The sequence below is a fragment of the Arthrobacter sp. SIMBA_036 genome (assembly GCF_046535135.1).
Taxonomy (GTDB): Bacteria; Actinomycetota; Actinomycetes; order Actinomycetales; family Micrococcaceae; genus Arthrobacter.
The window spans coordinates 1-15,518 of sequence record NZ_JAWRXG010000001.1 but is presented as its reverse complement, the minus strand read 5'-3'; the positions used below and the strand labels follow the sequence as shown (position 1 = coordinate 15,518).

General features: G+C 63.3%; 13 protein-coding genes and 2 tRNA genes. 3 read left to right on the top strand and 12 right to left on the bottom strand.

Going from position 1 to position 15,518, the window contains the following annotated elements; translation table 11 throughout:
* Positions 1 to 19: 19 nt before the first annotated feature.
* Entirely contained in the window at positions 20 to 1,780 is a 1,761-nt protein-coding gene (locus SB659_RS00075; RefSeq protein ID WP_410549141.1) for a glycoside hydrolase family 13 protein, read from the bottom strand.
* Between the two features lie 105 nt (positions 1,781 to 1,885).
* On the opposite strand from SB659_RS00075, the gene SB659_RS00070 reads away from it, so the two are divergent.
* On the top strand, positions 1,886 to 3,088 hold the full coding sequence (locus tag SB659_RS00070) for an ROK family transcriptional regulator (protein WP_284980276.1): 1,203 nt from the start codon (positions 1,886 to 1,888) through the stop codon (positions 3,086 to 3,088).
* A gap of 23 nt (positions 3,089 to 3,111) precedes the next feature.
* Here SB659_RS00070 and SB659_RS00065 read toward each other — a convergent pair whose 3' ends face one another.
* From SB659_RS00065 to SB659_RS00025, 9 genes are all read right to left on the bottom strand, one after another.
* Positions 3,112 to 4,683 (bottom strand): Na+/H+ antiporter, encoded by a 1,572-nt coding sequence (locus SB659_RS00065; protein ID WP_284980275.1) that lies wholly within the window; start codon positions 4,681 to 4,683, stop codon positions 3,112 to 3,114.
* A gap of 135 nt (positions 4,684 to 4,818) precedes the next feature.
* Positions 4,819 to 5,475 carry an NAD(P)-binding oxidoreductase gene (locus tag SB659_RS00060; protein ID WP_284980274.1) on the bottom strand — a complete coding sequence of 219 codons (657 nt, stop codon included), beginning with the start codon at positions 5,473 to 5,475 and terminating at the stop codon, positions 4,819 to 4,821.
* Positions 5,476 to 5,537: 62 nt separating this feature from the next.
* Positions 5,538 to 5,611 (bottom strand) — tRNA-Met (locus SB659_RS00055).
* A gap of 61 nt (positions 5,612 to 5,672) precedes the next feature.
* A tRNA-Thr gene (locus SB659_RS00050) sits at positions 5,673 to 5,744 on the bottom strand.
* A gap of 117 nt (positions 5,745 to 5,861) precedes the next feature.
* Entirely contained in the window at positions 5,862 to 6,326 is a 465-nt protein-coding gene (locus tag SB659_RS00045) for a LysM peptidoglycan-binding domain-containing protein (protein WP_410549140.1), read from the bottom strand.
* A gap of 205 nt (positions 6,327 to 6,531) precedes the next feature.
* The gene (locus tag SB659_RS00040; RefSeq protein WP_284980272.1) at positions 6,532 to 8,673 is read right to left on the bottom strand and encodes a DEAD/DEAH box helicase; all 2,142 of its coding nucleotides are present in this window, start codon (positions 8,671 to 8,673) and stop codon (positions 6,532 to 6,534) included.
* Between the two features lie 416 nt (positions 8,674 to 9,089).
* Positions 9,090 to 9,746: an MOSC domain-containing protein gene (locus SB659_RS00035; RefSeq protein WP_410549139.1), complete on the bottom strand. Its 657-nt coding sequence runs from the start codon at positions 9,744 to 9,746 to the stop codon at positions 9,090 to 9,092.
* Between the two features lie 9 nt (positions 9,747 to 9,755).
* Entirely contained in the window at positions 9,756 to 10,430 is a 675-nt protein-coding gene (locus SB659_RS00030) for a response regulator (RefSeq protein ID WP_284980270.1), read from the bottom strand.
* Positions 10,427 to 11,941 carry an ATP-binding protein gene (locus tag SB659_RS00025; protein WP_410549138.1) on the bottom strand — a complete coding sequence of 505 codons (1,515 nt, stop codon included), beginning with the start codon at positions 11,939 to 11,941 and terminating at the stop codon, positions 10,427 to 10,429. Before SB659_RS00025 ends, SB659_RS00030 begins: the two co-directional genes overlap by 4 nt.
* Positions 11,942 to 12,005: 64 nt before the next feature.
* On the opposite strand from SB659_RS00025, the gene SB659_RS00020 reads away from it, so the two are divergent.
* Both SB659_RS00020 and SB659_RS00015 read left to right on the top strand, forming a co-directional pair.
* Positions 12,006 to 12,194, top strand: a complete 189-nt coding sequence (locus SB659_RS00020) for a hypothetical protein (protein ID WP_284980268.1) — start codon at positions 12,006 to 12,008, stop codon at positions 12,192 to 12,194.
* A gap of 78 nt (positions 12,195 to 12,272) precedes the next feature.
* Complete coding sequence (locus SB659_RS00015) at positions 12,273 to 13,457, top strand: acyl-CoA dehydrogenase family protein (RefSeq protein WP_410549137.1); 1,185 nt, start codon at positions 12,273 to 12,275, stop codon at positions 13,455 to 13,457.
* A gap of 67 nt (positions 13,458 to 13,524) precedes the next feature.
* Here the strand turns inward: SB659_RS00015 and SB659_RS00010 are convergent, their stop codons facing one another.
* On the bottom strand, positions 13,525 to 14,871 hold the full coding sequence (locus SB659_RS00010; RefSeq protein ID WP_284980266.1) for an MFS transporter: 1,347 nt from the start codon (positions 14,869 to 14,871) through the stop codon (positions 13,525 to 13,527).
* Positions 14,868 to 15,401, bottom strand: a complete 534-nt coding sequence (locus tag SB659_RS00005) for a winged helix-turn-helix transcriptional regulator (protein ID WP_410549136.1) — start codon at positions 15,399 to 15,401, stop codon at positions 14,868 to 14,870. The genes SB659_RS00010 and SB659_RS00005 overlap by 4 nt, the downstream gene beginning before the upstream one ends.
* Between the last annotated feature and the right edge of the window lie 117 nt (positions 15,402 to 15,518).

Here is a 15,518-nt window from a genome sequence, read left to right as displayed (position 1 = left end):
TCAGTATTCTCCGCGTTCCCTAGGCCTTGCTGACGATCCAGGCAGTGGTGTCGGCGGGCAGCTTTCCGTCCGAGAGCGGACCGCTGCTGACAACTACCTCGCCTTCCGGGAGGTCAACGGGATCCGAGCCGAAGTTCGTAACCGTGTGCCAGCCTCCTGGACGGCTGAAGTGCAGTACGTCATGGTTGCCGGTTTCCACCCATTCCAGTTCTTCATCCGTCTGGAGCTCGCTGCGCAGGCGCAGGGCCTTACGGTACAGCTCCAGCGTGGAGCCCTCCACGCCTTCCTGCGTGGAAACAGCGTAATCGGCGAACCATGCAGGCTGGGGCAGGTGAGCGGAGCCCGCACCGAATCCGAAGGACGAACCATCCGGTGTCCAAGGCAGCGGAACACGGCACCCGTCACGGCCGATTTCCACGCCCTTGTTCCTGAAGAAGGACGGGTCCTGGCGCTCTGAGTCAGGAATTTCCGCCACTTCACGCAAGCCGAGCTCCTCGCCTTGGTAAAGGTACGCGGAGCCTGGCAGCGCGAGCAGCAACAGCGTGGCAGCGCGGGCCCGACGCAAGCCAAGTTCGACGTCGAGCTCTTCAGCGGGCGCACCGGCGAGTAGCCACCCCTTGCCGTCCTGCCCCTTGGGCTCACCGCCCGTAACATCCTGCGCTGCGTTGGTTCCCTGGGCGGTGGAACCGCCCTTCGGCAGTCCGTAGCGTGTGGCGTGGCGGACGACGTCGTGGTTGGAGAACACCCAGGTGGACGATGCGCCGGATTCCTTGGCGGCCACCAGGTTGTCGGTGATGATTTTCCGGAACGATGAGGCGTCGAAGTCGGACTGCAGCAGGTCGAAGTTGAAAGCCTGCCCGAGGCCCTCAGGGCTGGCATAGCGCGCGCGGCGGGACTCGTGGACCCATGCTTCGGCCACGGCGGTCCGGGGCGGGTTGTACTCGTTGAAGAGCTTGCGCCACTCGGCGTAGACCTCGTGGACCTCGTCCCGGTCCCAGAACGGGTGCGATCCATCGGTGAAGCCATCGGTGCCGTGGGCCCTTGCTTCGAGGTCCGCCTTCATGGGCATTGGCTCCGAGAGGTCTTTTGCCATGCCGTGGGCGACGTCGATGCGGAATCCGTCCACGCCACGGTCGGACCAGAACCGCAGGGTCTTCAGGAAGTCCTCGCGGATTTCCGGGTTTTCCCAATTGAAGTCCGGCTGTTCCTTGGCAAAGATGTGCATGTACCACTGGCCCGGGGTGCCGTCCGGTTCCGTGATGCGCTCCCAGATGGGTCCACCGAATACGGAGTCCCAGTCCGACGGCGGCAGCTCACCGTTCTCGCCGCGGCCATCGCGGAAGATGTAGCGGTCCCGGGCAGCGGAGCCTTTGGGAGATGCGAGGGCTTCCTTGAACCATTCGTGCCGGTCCGAGGAGTGGTTGGGGACGATGTCCACCACGAGTTTGATACCCGCCGCGTGCAGCGTTGCGGCCATCTCATCGAAATCTTCAAGGGTGCCCAGCTTGGGGTCCACGTTGCGGTAATCATCGACATCGTAACCGCCGTCGGCCAGTGCCGAGGGGTAGAACGGGCTGAGCCAGACGGCGTCGATCCCAAGCTCCTGGAGGTACGGGACCTTCGCAGTGATGCCTTTGAGGTCACCGAGACCGTCGCCATTGGCGTCATAGAAGCTGCGCGGGTAGATCTGGTAAACCGCTGCCTGGCGCCACCATTTCGGATCGGCCATTCGCGCGGATCGCTGTGCGTCGGTGAGTGTTGCCAAGGGTGTGGTGGACAAGGTGATTCCTTTTCGTGTGTCTTTGTTTTCTCGTAGATTTGATTTAGATTCTAAATAAAGCTCCTTAAGTATTATCTGGCGCGGGCAGAGAGAGGTCAACACTCCATGGCAGAAGTTTCCGCAGCGACTCCGCAGCTCCTGCGCAGGGTCAACGCAGCCGCTGTGCTCGGCGTCGTGCGGAGCTCCGGCGTCGTTACCGTGACTGAGCTCATGGAAGCCACCGGCCTCACCCGCGCCTCGGCACTGGCCGTGTGCGAAGACCTGATGAAACGTGGGTGGATACGGGAAGTGATGGTGCCGCGGGAGCCCGCCACCTACCAAAAGGGCCGGCCGGCGCGCAGGTTCGCGCTCGATGAGACCGCAGGCTTCGTGGTGGGCGTGGACGTCGGCGCGCTCAAAGTGACCGTGGTTGTGGCGGATCTGAGGGGCGACACCATCAGCCGCGCCAGCGAACCCTTCGCCCACATGCGGATTTCATCCCAAGAACGCATCGACACGATCAACCGCACCGCGTTGCAGGCTTTGGACGACGCCGGGGCCTGCCCGTCGCGGGTCCTCGCCGCCAGCGTCGGGATTGCGGCGCCGGTTGACCGCACCGGCAAAGTCCTGGCGAGCCAACAGTTTTGGCGGCAGTTCGACGTCGGACTCCGCACCGCACTGCACGACCTCCACGGGTGGGAGGTACTGCTTGAAAATGACGCCAACCTGGCCGCGCTCGGAGAACGGTGGCGGGGCTCGGCAGTGGGCGTGGACGACGTCGTGGTGCTGCTGGCCAGCGAGCGCCTGGGCGCGGGCTTGGTCGAAAACGGACGGCTTCTGCACGGCAGCCACGGGGCGGCGGGTGAAATGGCCTACCTGAACCTCGTTGAAGGAGTGGGCGACACCCACGGTATAGCTGCGCTCGCAAGGATCTGGGCCACCGAGCAACTGGGCCTTGGGGCCGCGACCTCGCTCCGCTCGTTGCCCCCCGGGCACACGGTGACGGCCGAGGATGTGTTTGCTGCCGCGGCGGCTGGCGATGTGGTCGCCGTCGGACTTATCGAGCGCCTGGCCGAACGCCTGTCCCGGATCGTTGCCACGGTTGCCACCATCTATAACCCCGACCTTGTGGTGGTGGGTGGCGCGGTGGCTGAGTCAGTGGCGGGTATGCTCGACGCCGTCGCCGCGAAGATCCCGGCATACACAGCCACTCCCCCGCGGCTCGCGGCCTCCACCCTCGGCGACACCGCCGTGACCGTAGGCGCCGTGCGATGCGCCCTCGACTATGTGGAGGCGCATTCCCTGGACCTTAAACTCGTTCGAAGCTAGGGAAACTGGTTCGAAGCTAGTGACTAGTCCGGCATCGTCATGGTGCGCAGGTCCAACTGCCGGAGGACACGGTCGGCAATTTCCGGGTCGGTGCCGGGCTCGCCCCTGGCCGCCACCACTTCCTGGCGTGCCGCATCCAACGCGATGGTCTGCACGGCCACCGATAGTTCCCGTCCCTTTTTGAGCTTCTCCACCACAGGCTTGTTCTGAAGATCGTCGCCCAGCAACTCCGCCTGCAAGCGACGCATCCGTTCCTTGACCGACGCCACTTTCTCTGCAGGAAGTTCCTTCATCAGATCGTGCTCCTTCAACGCGGCCACTGCCGCGGACTGGGCACGCCTGGCCAAGAGCCGGGCAGCGTCGTGTTCGTAGGAACCGTCCTCCCTTGCATTGAGTACCCTCATCAGCCAGGGCAATGTCAGGCCCGGCAGCACCAGGGTGGCCAGGAGCACTGCACAAGCAATGACGAGGATCTCGTGGCGGGCCGGGAAGTCGCTGCCGTCAGGCAGCGTCAGTGGAAGGGCCAAGGCCAGTGCCAAGGTGGCCAGCCCCCGCATGCCACACCATGTCAGGATGAGCACTTCCTTGGGCGATGTTGGCTGCAGGAGGTTCCGGCGTCTGCGTGCCGTCAACGCAAGCAAACCCAACCACAGATAGCGCACCACAAACACCAGGACACAGGTGGTGACGGCCATTCCGACCATGCCGAAAATGGCCGTCCCTTCGTCATGGATCACATGGCGGATTTCCAATCCGACCAATCCGAACGCCAGTCCTGTGACCAACAGTTCCACCACGTCCCAGAAAGCAGTCCTGGTCAGACGTTCGGCGGCATCCTGCGGACGCGCGTGGCGCTGCAGCTCCAAAGCTGTCACTACCACTGCCACGACGCCGGAGGCGTGGAGCTCTTCGGCAAGGATGTACGCAGCGAAGGGAACCACCAATGTCACGGCGCTCCGGGCAACCATTGATGTAACGAGCTTGGTGATGACCTTGGTCAGGAAACCCATGGCGATACCGATCAGCACCGCCACCGCGGCTCCGACCACGAACTGCCAGATGATGCCGGGCCCAACGTTGTTGCCCGAGACTGTGGCAGCCACCGCGGCCTGGAAGATGACAATGGCCGCAGCGTCGTTGAAAAGACCCTCACTCTGAAGGACAGTGGTCAACCGCCGAGGCATATGCACCCGACCAGCCACCGACTCGACCGCAACGGGATCAGGCGGAGCCACCATCGCTCCCAGGGCGATTGCTGCGGGGATGCCGATGCCTGGAATCATGAGCCACGCAGCGCCGGCAACAACTGCGGTGGAAATGACCACCAGGGCCACGGCTAGAAGGAGAAGCGTGCGCCACCGCACGCGGAACACTGCCCACGAACTCTTCTGGGCGGTCGCGAACAGCAAGGGTGGAAGGAAGATCGGAAGGATCAGCTCGGGCGCTATTTCGAACTCGGGGAAGCCGGGGATGAAAGTGAGCGCCACAGCCAGCAGGAGCATCAACACCGGGTATGGGAGCCGGAGCCTGTCTCCCAAACCGACTGCCACCACTGTTGCCAGAAGCAACCCGACAATGAGCGCCAACTGATCCATAGTCCTGCTTCCCCGAACGGCCGAAAGTTGCTGCGCCCGGCATGAGGCGCTGAGCGCAAGCTACCTACAACTTATCGCGGCGGCACCAGCCCATGAGTGCCGCAGGGAGCCGAGAGTGCCGCAGGAGCCGGCCCGTTACCCCGCGGTGAGGGCATCCACTACGTCGTCCGATCCGTCCGTGAAGGTGATGGTTTGATGGATGGTCTCCCGCAGCTCCAACACCGCGGCCACCACCAAAGCAACGTTTGCGCGCGAAGTATGAGTGCCCTCGCCCGAATTGTCAGGGTTCCGTTCGATCAACCCCGTCGCCGGCTCATCCGTCAAGCTCCCTGGCCCAAGAACAGTCCAATCGAGCCCCGTGCCGCGCAGGTAGTCGTCCGCCGCGGCCTTGGCTTCGGCATAGGCAAAGAACGGGTGGCTCGGAGGAACTCCATGATCCTTGGCCGAACCGATGTACGACACCATCACATAGCGGGCCACACCTGCCTCAGCTGCTGCATCCATGGAACGGATCGCGGCGTCCCGGTCCACGGCATACGTCCTGTCCGGGTTGCCCCCACCGGCCCCGGCCGACCAGACCACGGCGTCGTGGTCCTTCATCCCTTGGGCGAGTTCCGCCGTCGTCGAATTTTCCACGTCGAGCACCTGGGCAGACGCACCGGTCTCCGTGACGTCCGGCACATGATCCGGATTTCGCACGAAAGAGGTCACGTCATGACCTTCGTCACTGAGGATGCGGGACAGGTGCAGGGCCACTTTGCCGTGGCCGCCTATGATTGCAATTCGGCTCATGGACCCATTCTGTCCCAAGAAACAAAAAACCCCGCAGGGATTCCTGCGGGGTTTTTTCTCTGTAGCGGTGGGGAGGCTCGATCTCCCGACCTCACGATTATGAGTCGTGCGCTCTAACCAACTGAGCTACACCGCCACGAATGAGAAAAACCTGTGTCAAGCCGGTCAAAACCGCCCTGACACAGGCTCCCATTCAGAGCCCCCCACCGGAATCGATCCGGTGACCTCGTTCTTACCAAGAACGCGCTCTACCACTGAGCTAGGGGGGCAACGAGTAAATACTCTACCGGACGTTTTCGGATGCTACAAATCGGCTAAAAAGCAGGGAAAATCGCCCCCGACACAATTTGACAGGACGGGATTTTCCGATGGCTAAAAGGAAGAAATCAGGGCAGCCGCAGCACTTGGCCCGGGTAGATGTGGTCCGGATTCGGAACGGTGTCCGCGTTGGTTGCGATCAACGCTGTGAGGTCCACTCCGAACTGGGCTGCGATCCCGCCCATGGTATCGCCAGGCTCCACCACAACCTCGGTAACCCGCTTTGCATCCGGGCCGTCCTCGGCAGCACCGGAGCCGTTTGGGAATGCCTCGTGGGCTTGCTCCACCTCTTGGGCTTCTTGGGCCTCTTCGGAACCATCGATGTCCGCCTCCGTCTGGCGGGCCGCCTGCATCCCCGCGACGTCCGCAGCTTCCTGTTGAGAAGCAGCCTCGGCGGCTGCAGCCTCCGTTGCGGACCGGTCCTCCTTGGAAACCTCGACGGCGGCAGTATCTTCGGCAGCCTGCCGCGCCCCGCCTGCGTGCCCCTTACCGGTCAGCCCGAGGTTCCTCTTCACGTTGTCCAGTAGTCCCATGGAGTCCTCCTGCTTTAGATTGCAGCGTGCACCGTTCCGGCCTCCTTCGATCCTACGGCGGTGCTCCCGCGGGATGGAACCTTAAACGCCGTCAGGGGGCCGGCCCGGAAGCCGACCCCCTGACGGGAACCACTAAGTCTTTACCGCTTAGCGGTGTTCACCACTTGCAGTGTTTACCACTTGCGGTGTTTACCACTTGCAGTGTTTACCACTTGCCCTTGCGGTTGAAATCGCGGTGGCCGCCTTCGCCGCCACTGCGGGGCTTGCGAGCACCGTCGCCGTGACCACCGAAGCGCGATCCACTGGCCTGGCCACGATCACGATCGCCGTAGCTGCCTGCAGAGCGCTCTGAGCGGTCACTGTAGGAGCGTCCGCCACGGTCAGCGGAGCCCCGCTCGCCGTCGGACTTGCGGAAGTCCTTCTTGAAGCCACCGGCGCCCTTGAAGTTCCCGCCACCACGGTTCTCACGATCACCATAGCCACCACGGTCGCCACCGGGGCGGCGGCCGTTATCGAGCTCGAGGTTGATCAGTTCGCCGCCGATCCGAGTGCGGGACAGTGCACGCAACTGCTCAGGGCTGAGATCTGCCGGGAGTTCCACCAAGGAGTGATCCGAGCGGATGTCGATGCCACCGATTTGTGCGGAGGAGATGCCACCTTCGTTGGCAATGGCGCCAACGATGGAACCCGGCATGACGCGCTGACGGCGTCCGACGGCGATCCGGTAGGTTGCGTTTCCTTCGGTAAGTGCACGGGTCGGCCCACGTGAACCGAAGCCGTCCTTGGAGCGCTCACGCTTCTGGTACTCAGGAGCCGCAGGCAATTCCTTGACCAAAAGGGGCTGTCCGCCCTGCGCCATGACTGCCAAGGCAGCGGCGATCTCGGCAGCCGGAACCTTGTGCTCTTCTTCGTAGGAAGCAATGAGATCGCGGAAAGCCGACACATCCTCGGACGCCAAGGTCTCGGTGATGCGTTCTGCGAACTTGCCCAAACGCAGCGTGTTCACGGTCTCAGCGGTGGGAAGGTGCATCTGCTCTACCGGCTGGCGCGTAGCTTTCTCAATGGAACGCAGCAAGTACTTCTCACGCGGGGTCATGAACAGGATGGCGTCACCGCTGCGGCCTGCACGGCCCGTGCGGCCGATACGGTGCACGTAGGACTCAGTGTCGTGCGGGATGTCGTAGTTGATGACGTGGCTGATGCGCTCAACGTCAAGGCCACGGGCCGCGACGTCGGTCGCAACCAAGATGTCGATGCGGCCTTCCTTGAGCGCGTCAACAGTGCGTTCACGCTGCTGCTGCGGGATGTCGCCGTTGATGGCGGCAGCCTGGAAGCCACGGGCCTTGAGCTTGTCAGCCAGGTCCTCGGTAGCCATCTTGGTGCGCACGAAGGCGATAACGCCGTCGAATTCTTCAACCTCGAGGATGCGGGTCAGTGCGTCCAGCTTGTGCGGGCCCATGACCTGCAGGTAGCGCTGGCGGGTGTTCGCACCGGTGGTGGTCTTGGACTTGACCGAGATTTCCGCCGGGTTGTTCAGGTACTGCTTGGACATGCGGCGGATCTGGCCTGGCATGGTCGCGGAGAACAGTGCAACCTGGCGATCCTCCGGGGTCTGCTGGAAGATCTGCTCAACGTCATCGGCAAAGCCCATGCGCAGCATCTCGTCAGCTTCGTCCAGCACCAAGTACTGAAGTTCGGACAGATCCAAGGAGCCCTTGGCGATGTGGTCGATGACGCGGCCAGGGGTACCGACAACAACCTGTGCGCCACGGCGAAGGCCGGCGAGCTGCGGGCCGTAGGCCGAGCCACCGTACACGGGCAGGACGGTGAAGTCATCAATGTGCTTGGCGTAGGAGGTGAAAGCCTCGGCAACCTGGAGGGCCAGTTCACGCGTCGGAGCCAGGACCAATGCCTGGGTCTTGCGGGAGGGGCCGTTGAGGTCGTGCAGTTCAGCCAGGCGGGACAGGGCAGGAACAGCGAAAGCCGCGGTCTTACCGGTACCGGTCTGGGCCAGGCCTACGACGTCGCGGCCCTCAAGGAGCAGCGGAATGGTGGCAGCCTGAATGGGCGACGGCTTCTCGTAACCGACATCCTGCAACGCGGCCAGGACACGGCCATCAATGCCGAGCTGGGAAAAGAGAACGCCTTCTTCTTCCGAGTCTTCCGTCTTCTTGGCGGGAGCTTCGGTGGTGTCTGCAGCTTGGGCTGCAGGAGTCTCGACGGGGGCAGCGGCCTCGGTGAATTCGACGGCGGGAGCTGCAGTTTCGGGCGCTTCGGTGACGGTATCTGCTACGTCAGCAGATTCTTCGTTCGTGGCCTCGAAGTTTTCGTTGAGATTTTCGGTCATAGGGGGAAATTTCCTCATCCATAGGGCATCGGCGCGGCCCGGTTGGGCTTGGCCGCAGTACTCATCGCTTGAACGGGGCAAGGTGCCCTGCTCTCGCAAGAAGTCCGGCGCTATCGCAATCCCATGGCAGGACTTCCCGCTGCATCTCTTGGCTGCTATCCCAGCAGTCTGTACAGCGTTTTCTTTAGCCGGCTCTCCCTATGCAAAATGCCCGCACACAGTAGCGGGCCCCAACACTTACCAGTCCTGCCTCAAGAATTGGGCAGGATAAAGGGATTTCCGGAGTGGGGGATATTTCAAGTGTAGGGCACGCAGGGGCACGACCGCGAGTTAACCACCGGAAGCGCCCGGTGACATTCCCCACAGCGGTATTCCCGACAGCCGTATCCCCCACCGCGGTATTCGCACGGCAGGGCCTAAAGGCCGCTGCGCCGCATGACTTTCGCGATCTCCTGGTGATAGTCCTCTTGGAGCCGGATTTCCCCATCCGCCTCGGCATCCAACAAGGCTTGGGCCAATTCGACGGTGGGCTCGGTAAACCACTGGCCCACCGTAATGCCGTGGCGTGGGACGAACGTGCGGTGAATGTGGTCCCCTGCCGAGATGGTGCCCGTCCTGATGACGCGCAGGTATGTCCCCACCCTGCCCGCCTCCGAGAAGCGCTTGACCCACTGCGGCTCCCCAAACACCCTTTGGAACGTGGCGCACGGCGTCCTTGGCGAGGTGACTTCCACCTCCACATCCAAGCCAATCTTCCAGCGCTCGCCGATCACCGCGCCCGAGGCGTCGATTCCGGCCACCCTGAGGTTCTCGCCGAAGGCGCCGGGCAGGAGTTCCCGCCCGAGTTCAGCGGACCAATAATCCGCATCAACCTGTGAATAGGCGTACAACGCCTGGTCTTCCCCGCCGTGGTGGACCCGGCTGGCTTGCACATCCCCGTGGACCCCCAGTTTGTGGACCTTCACCGGCCCTTCGATGGGACGCTTGTCGATGGCAGTGACACCGACACTCCCTTCGGGGTCAGGAAGCAACTGGTGGACTCGGCAAACGGCAAGAAGTGATGCAGCGCTCATGTGACCAGTCTAAGGATCAAATCTGTAGCCCATCCCTGCCTCCGTGTGCAGGTGTCGCGGCGCCGCAGGATCGCGCTCCAATTTGCGGCGCAGCTGTGCGATATAAACCCGTAGGTACTGGGTTTCCTTGGCATAGGCTTGCCCCCACACCTGGGTCAGGATCTGTTGCTGGCTTACCAGCTTTCCCTTGTTGCGGACCAGCAGTTCCAAGATGTTCCACTCGGTCGGAGTCAACCGGACTTCCGAACCGTCCTTGAGGATTCTCTTGCCGGCAAGATCCACGCTGAAATCAGCCATTGCCAATGTTGGTTCTTCATGCTCGGTGACCAAGCGCCGGGAGGCGACCCGGAGCCGGGCAAGCAGCTCATCCAAACCGAACGGCTTGGTCACGTAGTCGTCCGCACCGGCGTCGAGCGCTTCAACTTTGTCCTCGGAAGCGTGCCGGGCCGACAACACGATAATGGGCATGCTGCTCCAAGCACGCAGGCGGCGGATGACGTCCACGCCGTCCATGTCCGGCAGCCCGAGATCCAGGACAACGATCTTCACCGGCTGCGTGGATGCCAGGTTCAAGGCGTCAAAACCTGTCCCCACCGTCAACGCGCGATACCCGTGGGCCTGGAGGGTAACCTGCATGGCCCGGGCAATCCGCGCCTCGTCTTCGACGATCAGCACCAACGTCATGGAAGCTCACCACCGTGACCGGTCCACAACGGCAGGGTGACCACCATGGTCAGTCCACCGCCCGGCGTCGGCTCCGCACCGAGGGTGCCGCCCATCGCCTCCGTGAATCCCTTCGCCACCGCAAGCCCCAAACCAACTCCGCCGCCGGACAGCACGCTGGCCGAGGAATCATCGAGCCGCTGGAACGGCTGGAACATCGTGAGCACCTCTTGGTGCGCCACTCCCCTGCCGTGGTCCGTCACGCGCAGCTCGCTCGCTGGCAGGTCACCGAGCGTTATTCCCGCCCCCGCCCGGGCGTTGAGGACAACATCGGAATCGGGCGCGTACTTCACGGCGTTTTCCACAATGTTGGCTATCACCCGCTCCAGCATGCCGGCGTCCGCCTGCACAGGGGGGAGGTTCGGGGGCAATTCGTTGCGCAGCCTTCCAGCCGGGACGCCCCGAAGTGCCTCCGGAAGGATCTCAGCCCACGTGATGCCATCCAGCAACGGACTAACGGCATCGGCGGTGATCCTTGACATGTCCAGGAGGTTGTTCACCAAATGGTCCAAGCGATCCGCATAGTCCTCGATCGTTTCCAGTAGTTCCTGCTCAACATCGGGTGGAAAGGTCACGTCTTCCTGCCGCAAACTACTGACTGCCAGCTTGATCCCGGCCAGTGGAGTTCTCAGATCATGCGAGACGGCACGCAGGATCGAGGTACGCATCTTGTTCCCCTCGGACAGCCGGAGATTGTCCCGCCGGCTCTTGACCAACTGCTGCCGTTCCCGCACCGCCACCACGAACGCTCCGAAGGCCGCCAGCAACCGCTGCCCTTGCGGTGAGAGGGGTCCGCCGCGCAACAGCAAGGTGTAATGGGGATCTACGACGGCGGTATGATCGGCGGCCGCGTGGGTCACCGGCGGATTGGGGCCGGCACTGGCCAGGACTTGCCAAGCCGGCGGCCCCGAACCGCTGTCCGATGCCTGCGCTGACGCTCCTAGCAACGTCACTGCATCCATCCCCAGCGTGCCGCGAATCTTCTCAAGGAACGATTCCAGGGTTCCATCCGAGCTCAGGATACGCAGGGCCAGCGCGCTCAGGGCTTTCGCTTCCGCCCCGGAACGTGCCGCGTCCTGGGCCCGGCGGCCGGCCAACCCTACGGCGAGCGCGACGCCGCAGGCCAAAGCGAGAAACACGACCAACGTGAAAAGCGTCGTCGGGTCCGCAACGGAGAGCGAACCCACGGGGTCCGCTGAGTAGTAATTAAGGAGAAAGCTGCCCAATACTGCCGCCACCACCGCGGGCCACAGGCCGCCTATGGCAGCGACCGTGACCGCAACCGCCAACTGCAGCAGCATGATCATGGCGAAGTTGCGGAAGGACATCACCGCAACCACCAGCTCGACGGCGGGCGGCAGGGACACCGCCAGGCAAAGGCCTCCAATGACGCGGGCACGCCCCATGCCCCGAACCGGCGGAGGCAACAATCCGCCGTCGAGGTCGTCGCCGTTTACCTGGGGTCCCGCCATGGCTACATCCTTACATGGTTCGTCGTTCTTGCTTGGCTCGCCTGTTCCTTGACTCGCTTGTTCCTTGGCTCGCCATCTTGGAGGCGGGCTCCTGGCCCTCGGGCCGTTCCTTACTGCCGACCCTGCCGGGAGCTCGATGGGGATTTTCAGTTACCGGGAGGATGCGGAAAAGTTCCTGGCCGGCGATCCGTTCGTCACCGAGGGACTGGCCGTTCCGCGAATTCTCGAGTGGGAAGCGGTGCGCTTCAGCTAACCGCCCTTCCGCTTTCCTCCTGCTCCCGCCGTCATTCCGGCGGGGGAAGAGTGCAGGGCCAACGCCTAGGATGCTGGAATGAGCGATTCAACGACGAACACCTCCGACGTCCTTGCCCTCGATTCCTTGCTGACACCGGACGAGCTGGCCCTCAGGGACAAGATCCGGGACTACACCGCCCAGCGGATCCGGCCGAACATCGCACGCTGGTACGAGGACGCAGTCTTCCCCCGGGAGATCGCCCCGGAGTTGGGTGAGCTCGGAGTCCTTGGCATGCACTTGGAGGGCTATGGCTGTCCTGGGCGCACCGCCGTCGAATATGGCCTCGCGGCCATGGAACTGGAGGCCGGTGATTCGGGGATCCGCACGTTTGTTTCGGTGCAGGGTTCCCTTGCCATGACCGCCATCCACAAGTGGGGCTCAGAGGCCCAAAAGCAGCAGTACCTCCCGCGGATGGCTGCCGGTGAGTTGATCGGCTGCTTTGCGTTGACGGAGCCGACGGCGGGTTCCGATCCGTCGTCGATGGTCACGTGCGCCCGTGAAACCGACGACGGCGGCTGGGTCTTGGACGGGGCCAAGCGCTGGATCGGCTTGGCGTCGATAGCCGAGGTCATGGTGGTCTGGGCGAGGACCACCGGGGATAACCCGGGCATCCGAGGGTTCCTCGTTCCGGCCGGGACCCCCGGCGTCACGGCCACCCCCATCGAGCCGAAGCTTTCCATGCGCGCTTCCATCCAGTGCGATGTGACGTTCGACGCCGTGCAGCTGGGTCCGGAGGCAATCCTTCCGGATGCGGCGGGACTTCGGGCGCCATTTTCGTGCCTCAACGAGGCGCGTTACGGTATCGCGTGGGGAGCCATGGGTGCTGCGCGCGACTCGTACGAGGCAGCACTCGAGTACGCCGGATCCAGGCTTCAGTTCGGCCGGCCACTGGCCGGGTACCAGCTAACGCAGGAGAAGCTGGTGAACATGCTCTTGGAGATCCAGAAAGGCACCATGGTGGCCCTTCACCTGGGACGGCTCAAGGATTCCGGACGCCTCGAACCGCAACAGATCTCGCTGGGCAAACTAAACAACGTGCGCGAAGCCATCAAGATCGCGAGGGAAGCCCGGACCATCCTCGGGGGCAATGGGGTCACCTTGGACTACTCGCCCCTGCGGCATGCAAACAACCTCGAATCGGTGCGGACGTACGAAGGCACCGACGAGGTCCACACTCTGATCCTCGGGCAGCACCTCACCGGCATCAACGCGTTCCGTTAACGTTGTGAGGCCCGCTCTGCAGGGAAACGCGCGGGTTTTGTACGCAGAGCGGGCCTCACAACGGCAGTCATGCGACGGGAACCGGGGTCCTTTTCACAGCGTCCTTCCGGATGGTGGCGCTGATGACCGCGGCAACTGTGCACATGGCCGCCGCGCCGACCCACGCGTAGTTGTACTGGCCGGTGGCATCGCGGACGTAGCCTGCGGCCAGTGCTGCCACCGCCGCGCCGAGCTGGTGGGCTGCGAAGACCCAGCCAAACACCACGGATCCATCAGCACCGAACACGGATCGGCAAATCGCGGCTGTGGGCGGCACCGTAGCCACCCAGTCCAGTCCATAGACCACCACGAAGATGATCATGCTTGGCTGCACCGATGAACTGAGCAGCAGGGGCAGCACCAGCAGGCCAATGCCTCGGAACTGGTAGTAGACGGCCAACAGGATTTTCGGGTTGAAGCGATCGGTCAGCCAACCCGATGCGATGGTTCCCACAATGTCGAACACTCCGACGACGGCGAGCAAGCCCGCCGCGGTGGTTTCGGGCATGCCGTGATCATGGGCCGATGGAATGAAGTGCGTGCCGATGAGTCCGTTGGTGGTGGCCCCACAAATGGCAAAGCCCGCAACCAGCCCCCAGAAAGTCCTGACTTTGCTGGCCCTTTTCAAGACCTGAAGGGCACGGACAGCCACGTTGGGCGAATCTTGTTGAGCCGGGGCTTGGAGGGTTGCCGGCTCCGCCCCCGCGGATTCCCCTACCGGCAGGATCGTTGCGGTGGGTTCTTCCGCACCGTAAGGCAAGACGCCGACGTCGGCCGGTGAGTTCCTCAGCCACCGCAAGACCAAGGGCACCACGGCGAGGGCGCCGGCGGCGATGAGCAGCGAGGCGCCGCGCCAGCCGGGATTCTGTGCCAGTGCGGCGATGAAGGGCAGGAACACCAGTTGGCCAGCGGCGCTGCCTGCCGTCAGGATCCCGATCACCAGCCCACGGCTCTTCGCGAACCAGGTGTTGGCGATCGTGGCCGCGAAAACCAAGGCCATGGATCCTGTGCCGAGGCCGATCAGCACGCCCCACGTGAGCAGGATCTGCCAGGACTGGTTGACGAATACTGTGAGCGCCGAGCCAAGCCCGATCAGGCAGAGGGCCAAGGAGGTGACTTTGCGGATGCCGAAGCGTTCCATCAGCGCCGCGGCGAAGGGTGCGGTCAGCCCAAAGAGGACAAGGTTGATACTGACGGCGAGGGACAACACCGTGGTGGACCAACCAAATTCCTGCTGCAGCGGGACCATGAGCACACCGGGCGCTGCACGGAAGCCGGCGGCGCCCACCAAGGCGAGGAAGGCAACCACAGCCACCATCCAGGCCGGGTGGAGCCGACGGCGGGAGCGTTTGACTGTTTCCAGGGGAGCACTCATGCGGGGATCTCCGTTCCGAGGGCTGTTTCCCTGCGGGTTTCGGGCGGTGCGATGGCGAGGGGAACGGGCTGGTCACTGCGTTTGAAGCTGTGCCAGCTCGTGTTTGCTGCAGTCAGGTGCGTGCCGCAGTGGGAACAGGTATCGGCCGAGGTTGTTGGCCGCCCGCAATCGGTGTGGATCACCTTCATGTGGGATACCTCGTTGGGAGCATCCAGGTGTTTCTCGGCCCAGATGATAATGGCGTTCAGAACAGGAAGTGCATCCTGTCCCTTGGGCGTGAGGACGTATTCCTGCCGGGTACGGGCTCCGTCCTGGTAGGGACGCTGGGCGAGGAGTCCGGCGTCGAGCAGCCAGCCCAAACGCTTGCTCAGCACATTGTCCGCCACCTCAAGGCGTTCCTTGATGGCATCGAAGCGGCCATTACCGAAGAAGATTTCCCGGAGGACCAAACTCCCCCATGGATCTCCCAGGACGTCGAGGCCCCGGGCAAGGCTGCAGGACCGGGCAGACCAGTCGGATCGCAAAGGCATGAGCACAAACTAGCTGACTTCCCTAAAGAAAGCTAGACCTCGCGTTGACTCATGGAAAAGGTCCGCGGAGCCGGGTACGTTGCCTCATCGGAAAAGGTCCGGTTGGGGTTGGTTGGC

Bases quoted from the DNA above. Each gene is read 5' to 3' on its own strand.
- SB659_RS00070 (WP_284980276.1), top strand. From the start codon at position 1,886: ATGGCAGAAGTTTCCGCAGCGACTCCGCAGCTCCTGCGCAGGGTCAAC.
- SB659_RS00065 (WP_284980275.1), bottom strand. From the start codon at position 4,683: ATGGATCAGTTGGCGCTCATTGTCGGGTTGCTTCTGGCAACAGTGGTG.
- SB659_RS00060 (WP_284980274.1), bottom strand. From the start codon at position 5,475: ATGAGCCGAATTGCAATCATAGGCGGCCACGGCAAAGTGGCCCTGCAC.
- SB659_RS00045 (WP_410549140.1), bottom strand. From the start codon at position 6,326: ATGGGACTACTGGACAACGTGAAGAGGAACCTCGGGCTGACCGGTAAG.
- SB659_RS00040 (WP_284980272.1), bottom strand. From the start codon at position 8,673: ATGACCGAAAATCTCAACGAAAACTTCGAGGCCACGAACGAAGAATCT.
- SB659_RS00035 (WP_410549139.1), bottom strand. From the start codon at position 9,746: ATGAGCGCTGCATCACTTCTTGCCGTTTGCCGAGTCCACCAGTTGCTT.
- SB659_RS00030 (WP_284980270.1), bottom strand. From the start codon at position 10,430: ATGACGTTGGTGCTGATCGTCGAAGACGAGGCGCGGATTGCCCGGGCC.
- SB659_RS00025 (WP_410549138.1), bottom strand. From the start codon at position 11,941: ATGGCGGGACCCCAGGTAAACGGCGACGACCTCGACGGCGGATTGTTG.
- SB659_RS00015 (WP_410549137.1), top strand. From the start codon at position 12,273: ATGAGCGATTCAACGACGAACACCTCCGACGTCCTTGCCCTCGATTCC.
- SB659_RS00010 (WP_284980266.1), bottom strand. From the start codon at position 14,871: ATGAGTGCTCCCCTGGAAACAGTCAAACGCTCCCGCCGTCGGCTCCAC.
- SB659_RS00005 (WP_410549136.1), bottom strand. From the start codon at position 15,401: ATGCCTTTGCGATCCGACTGGTCTGCCCGGTCCTGCAGCCTTGCCCGG.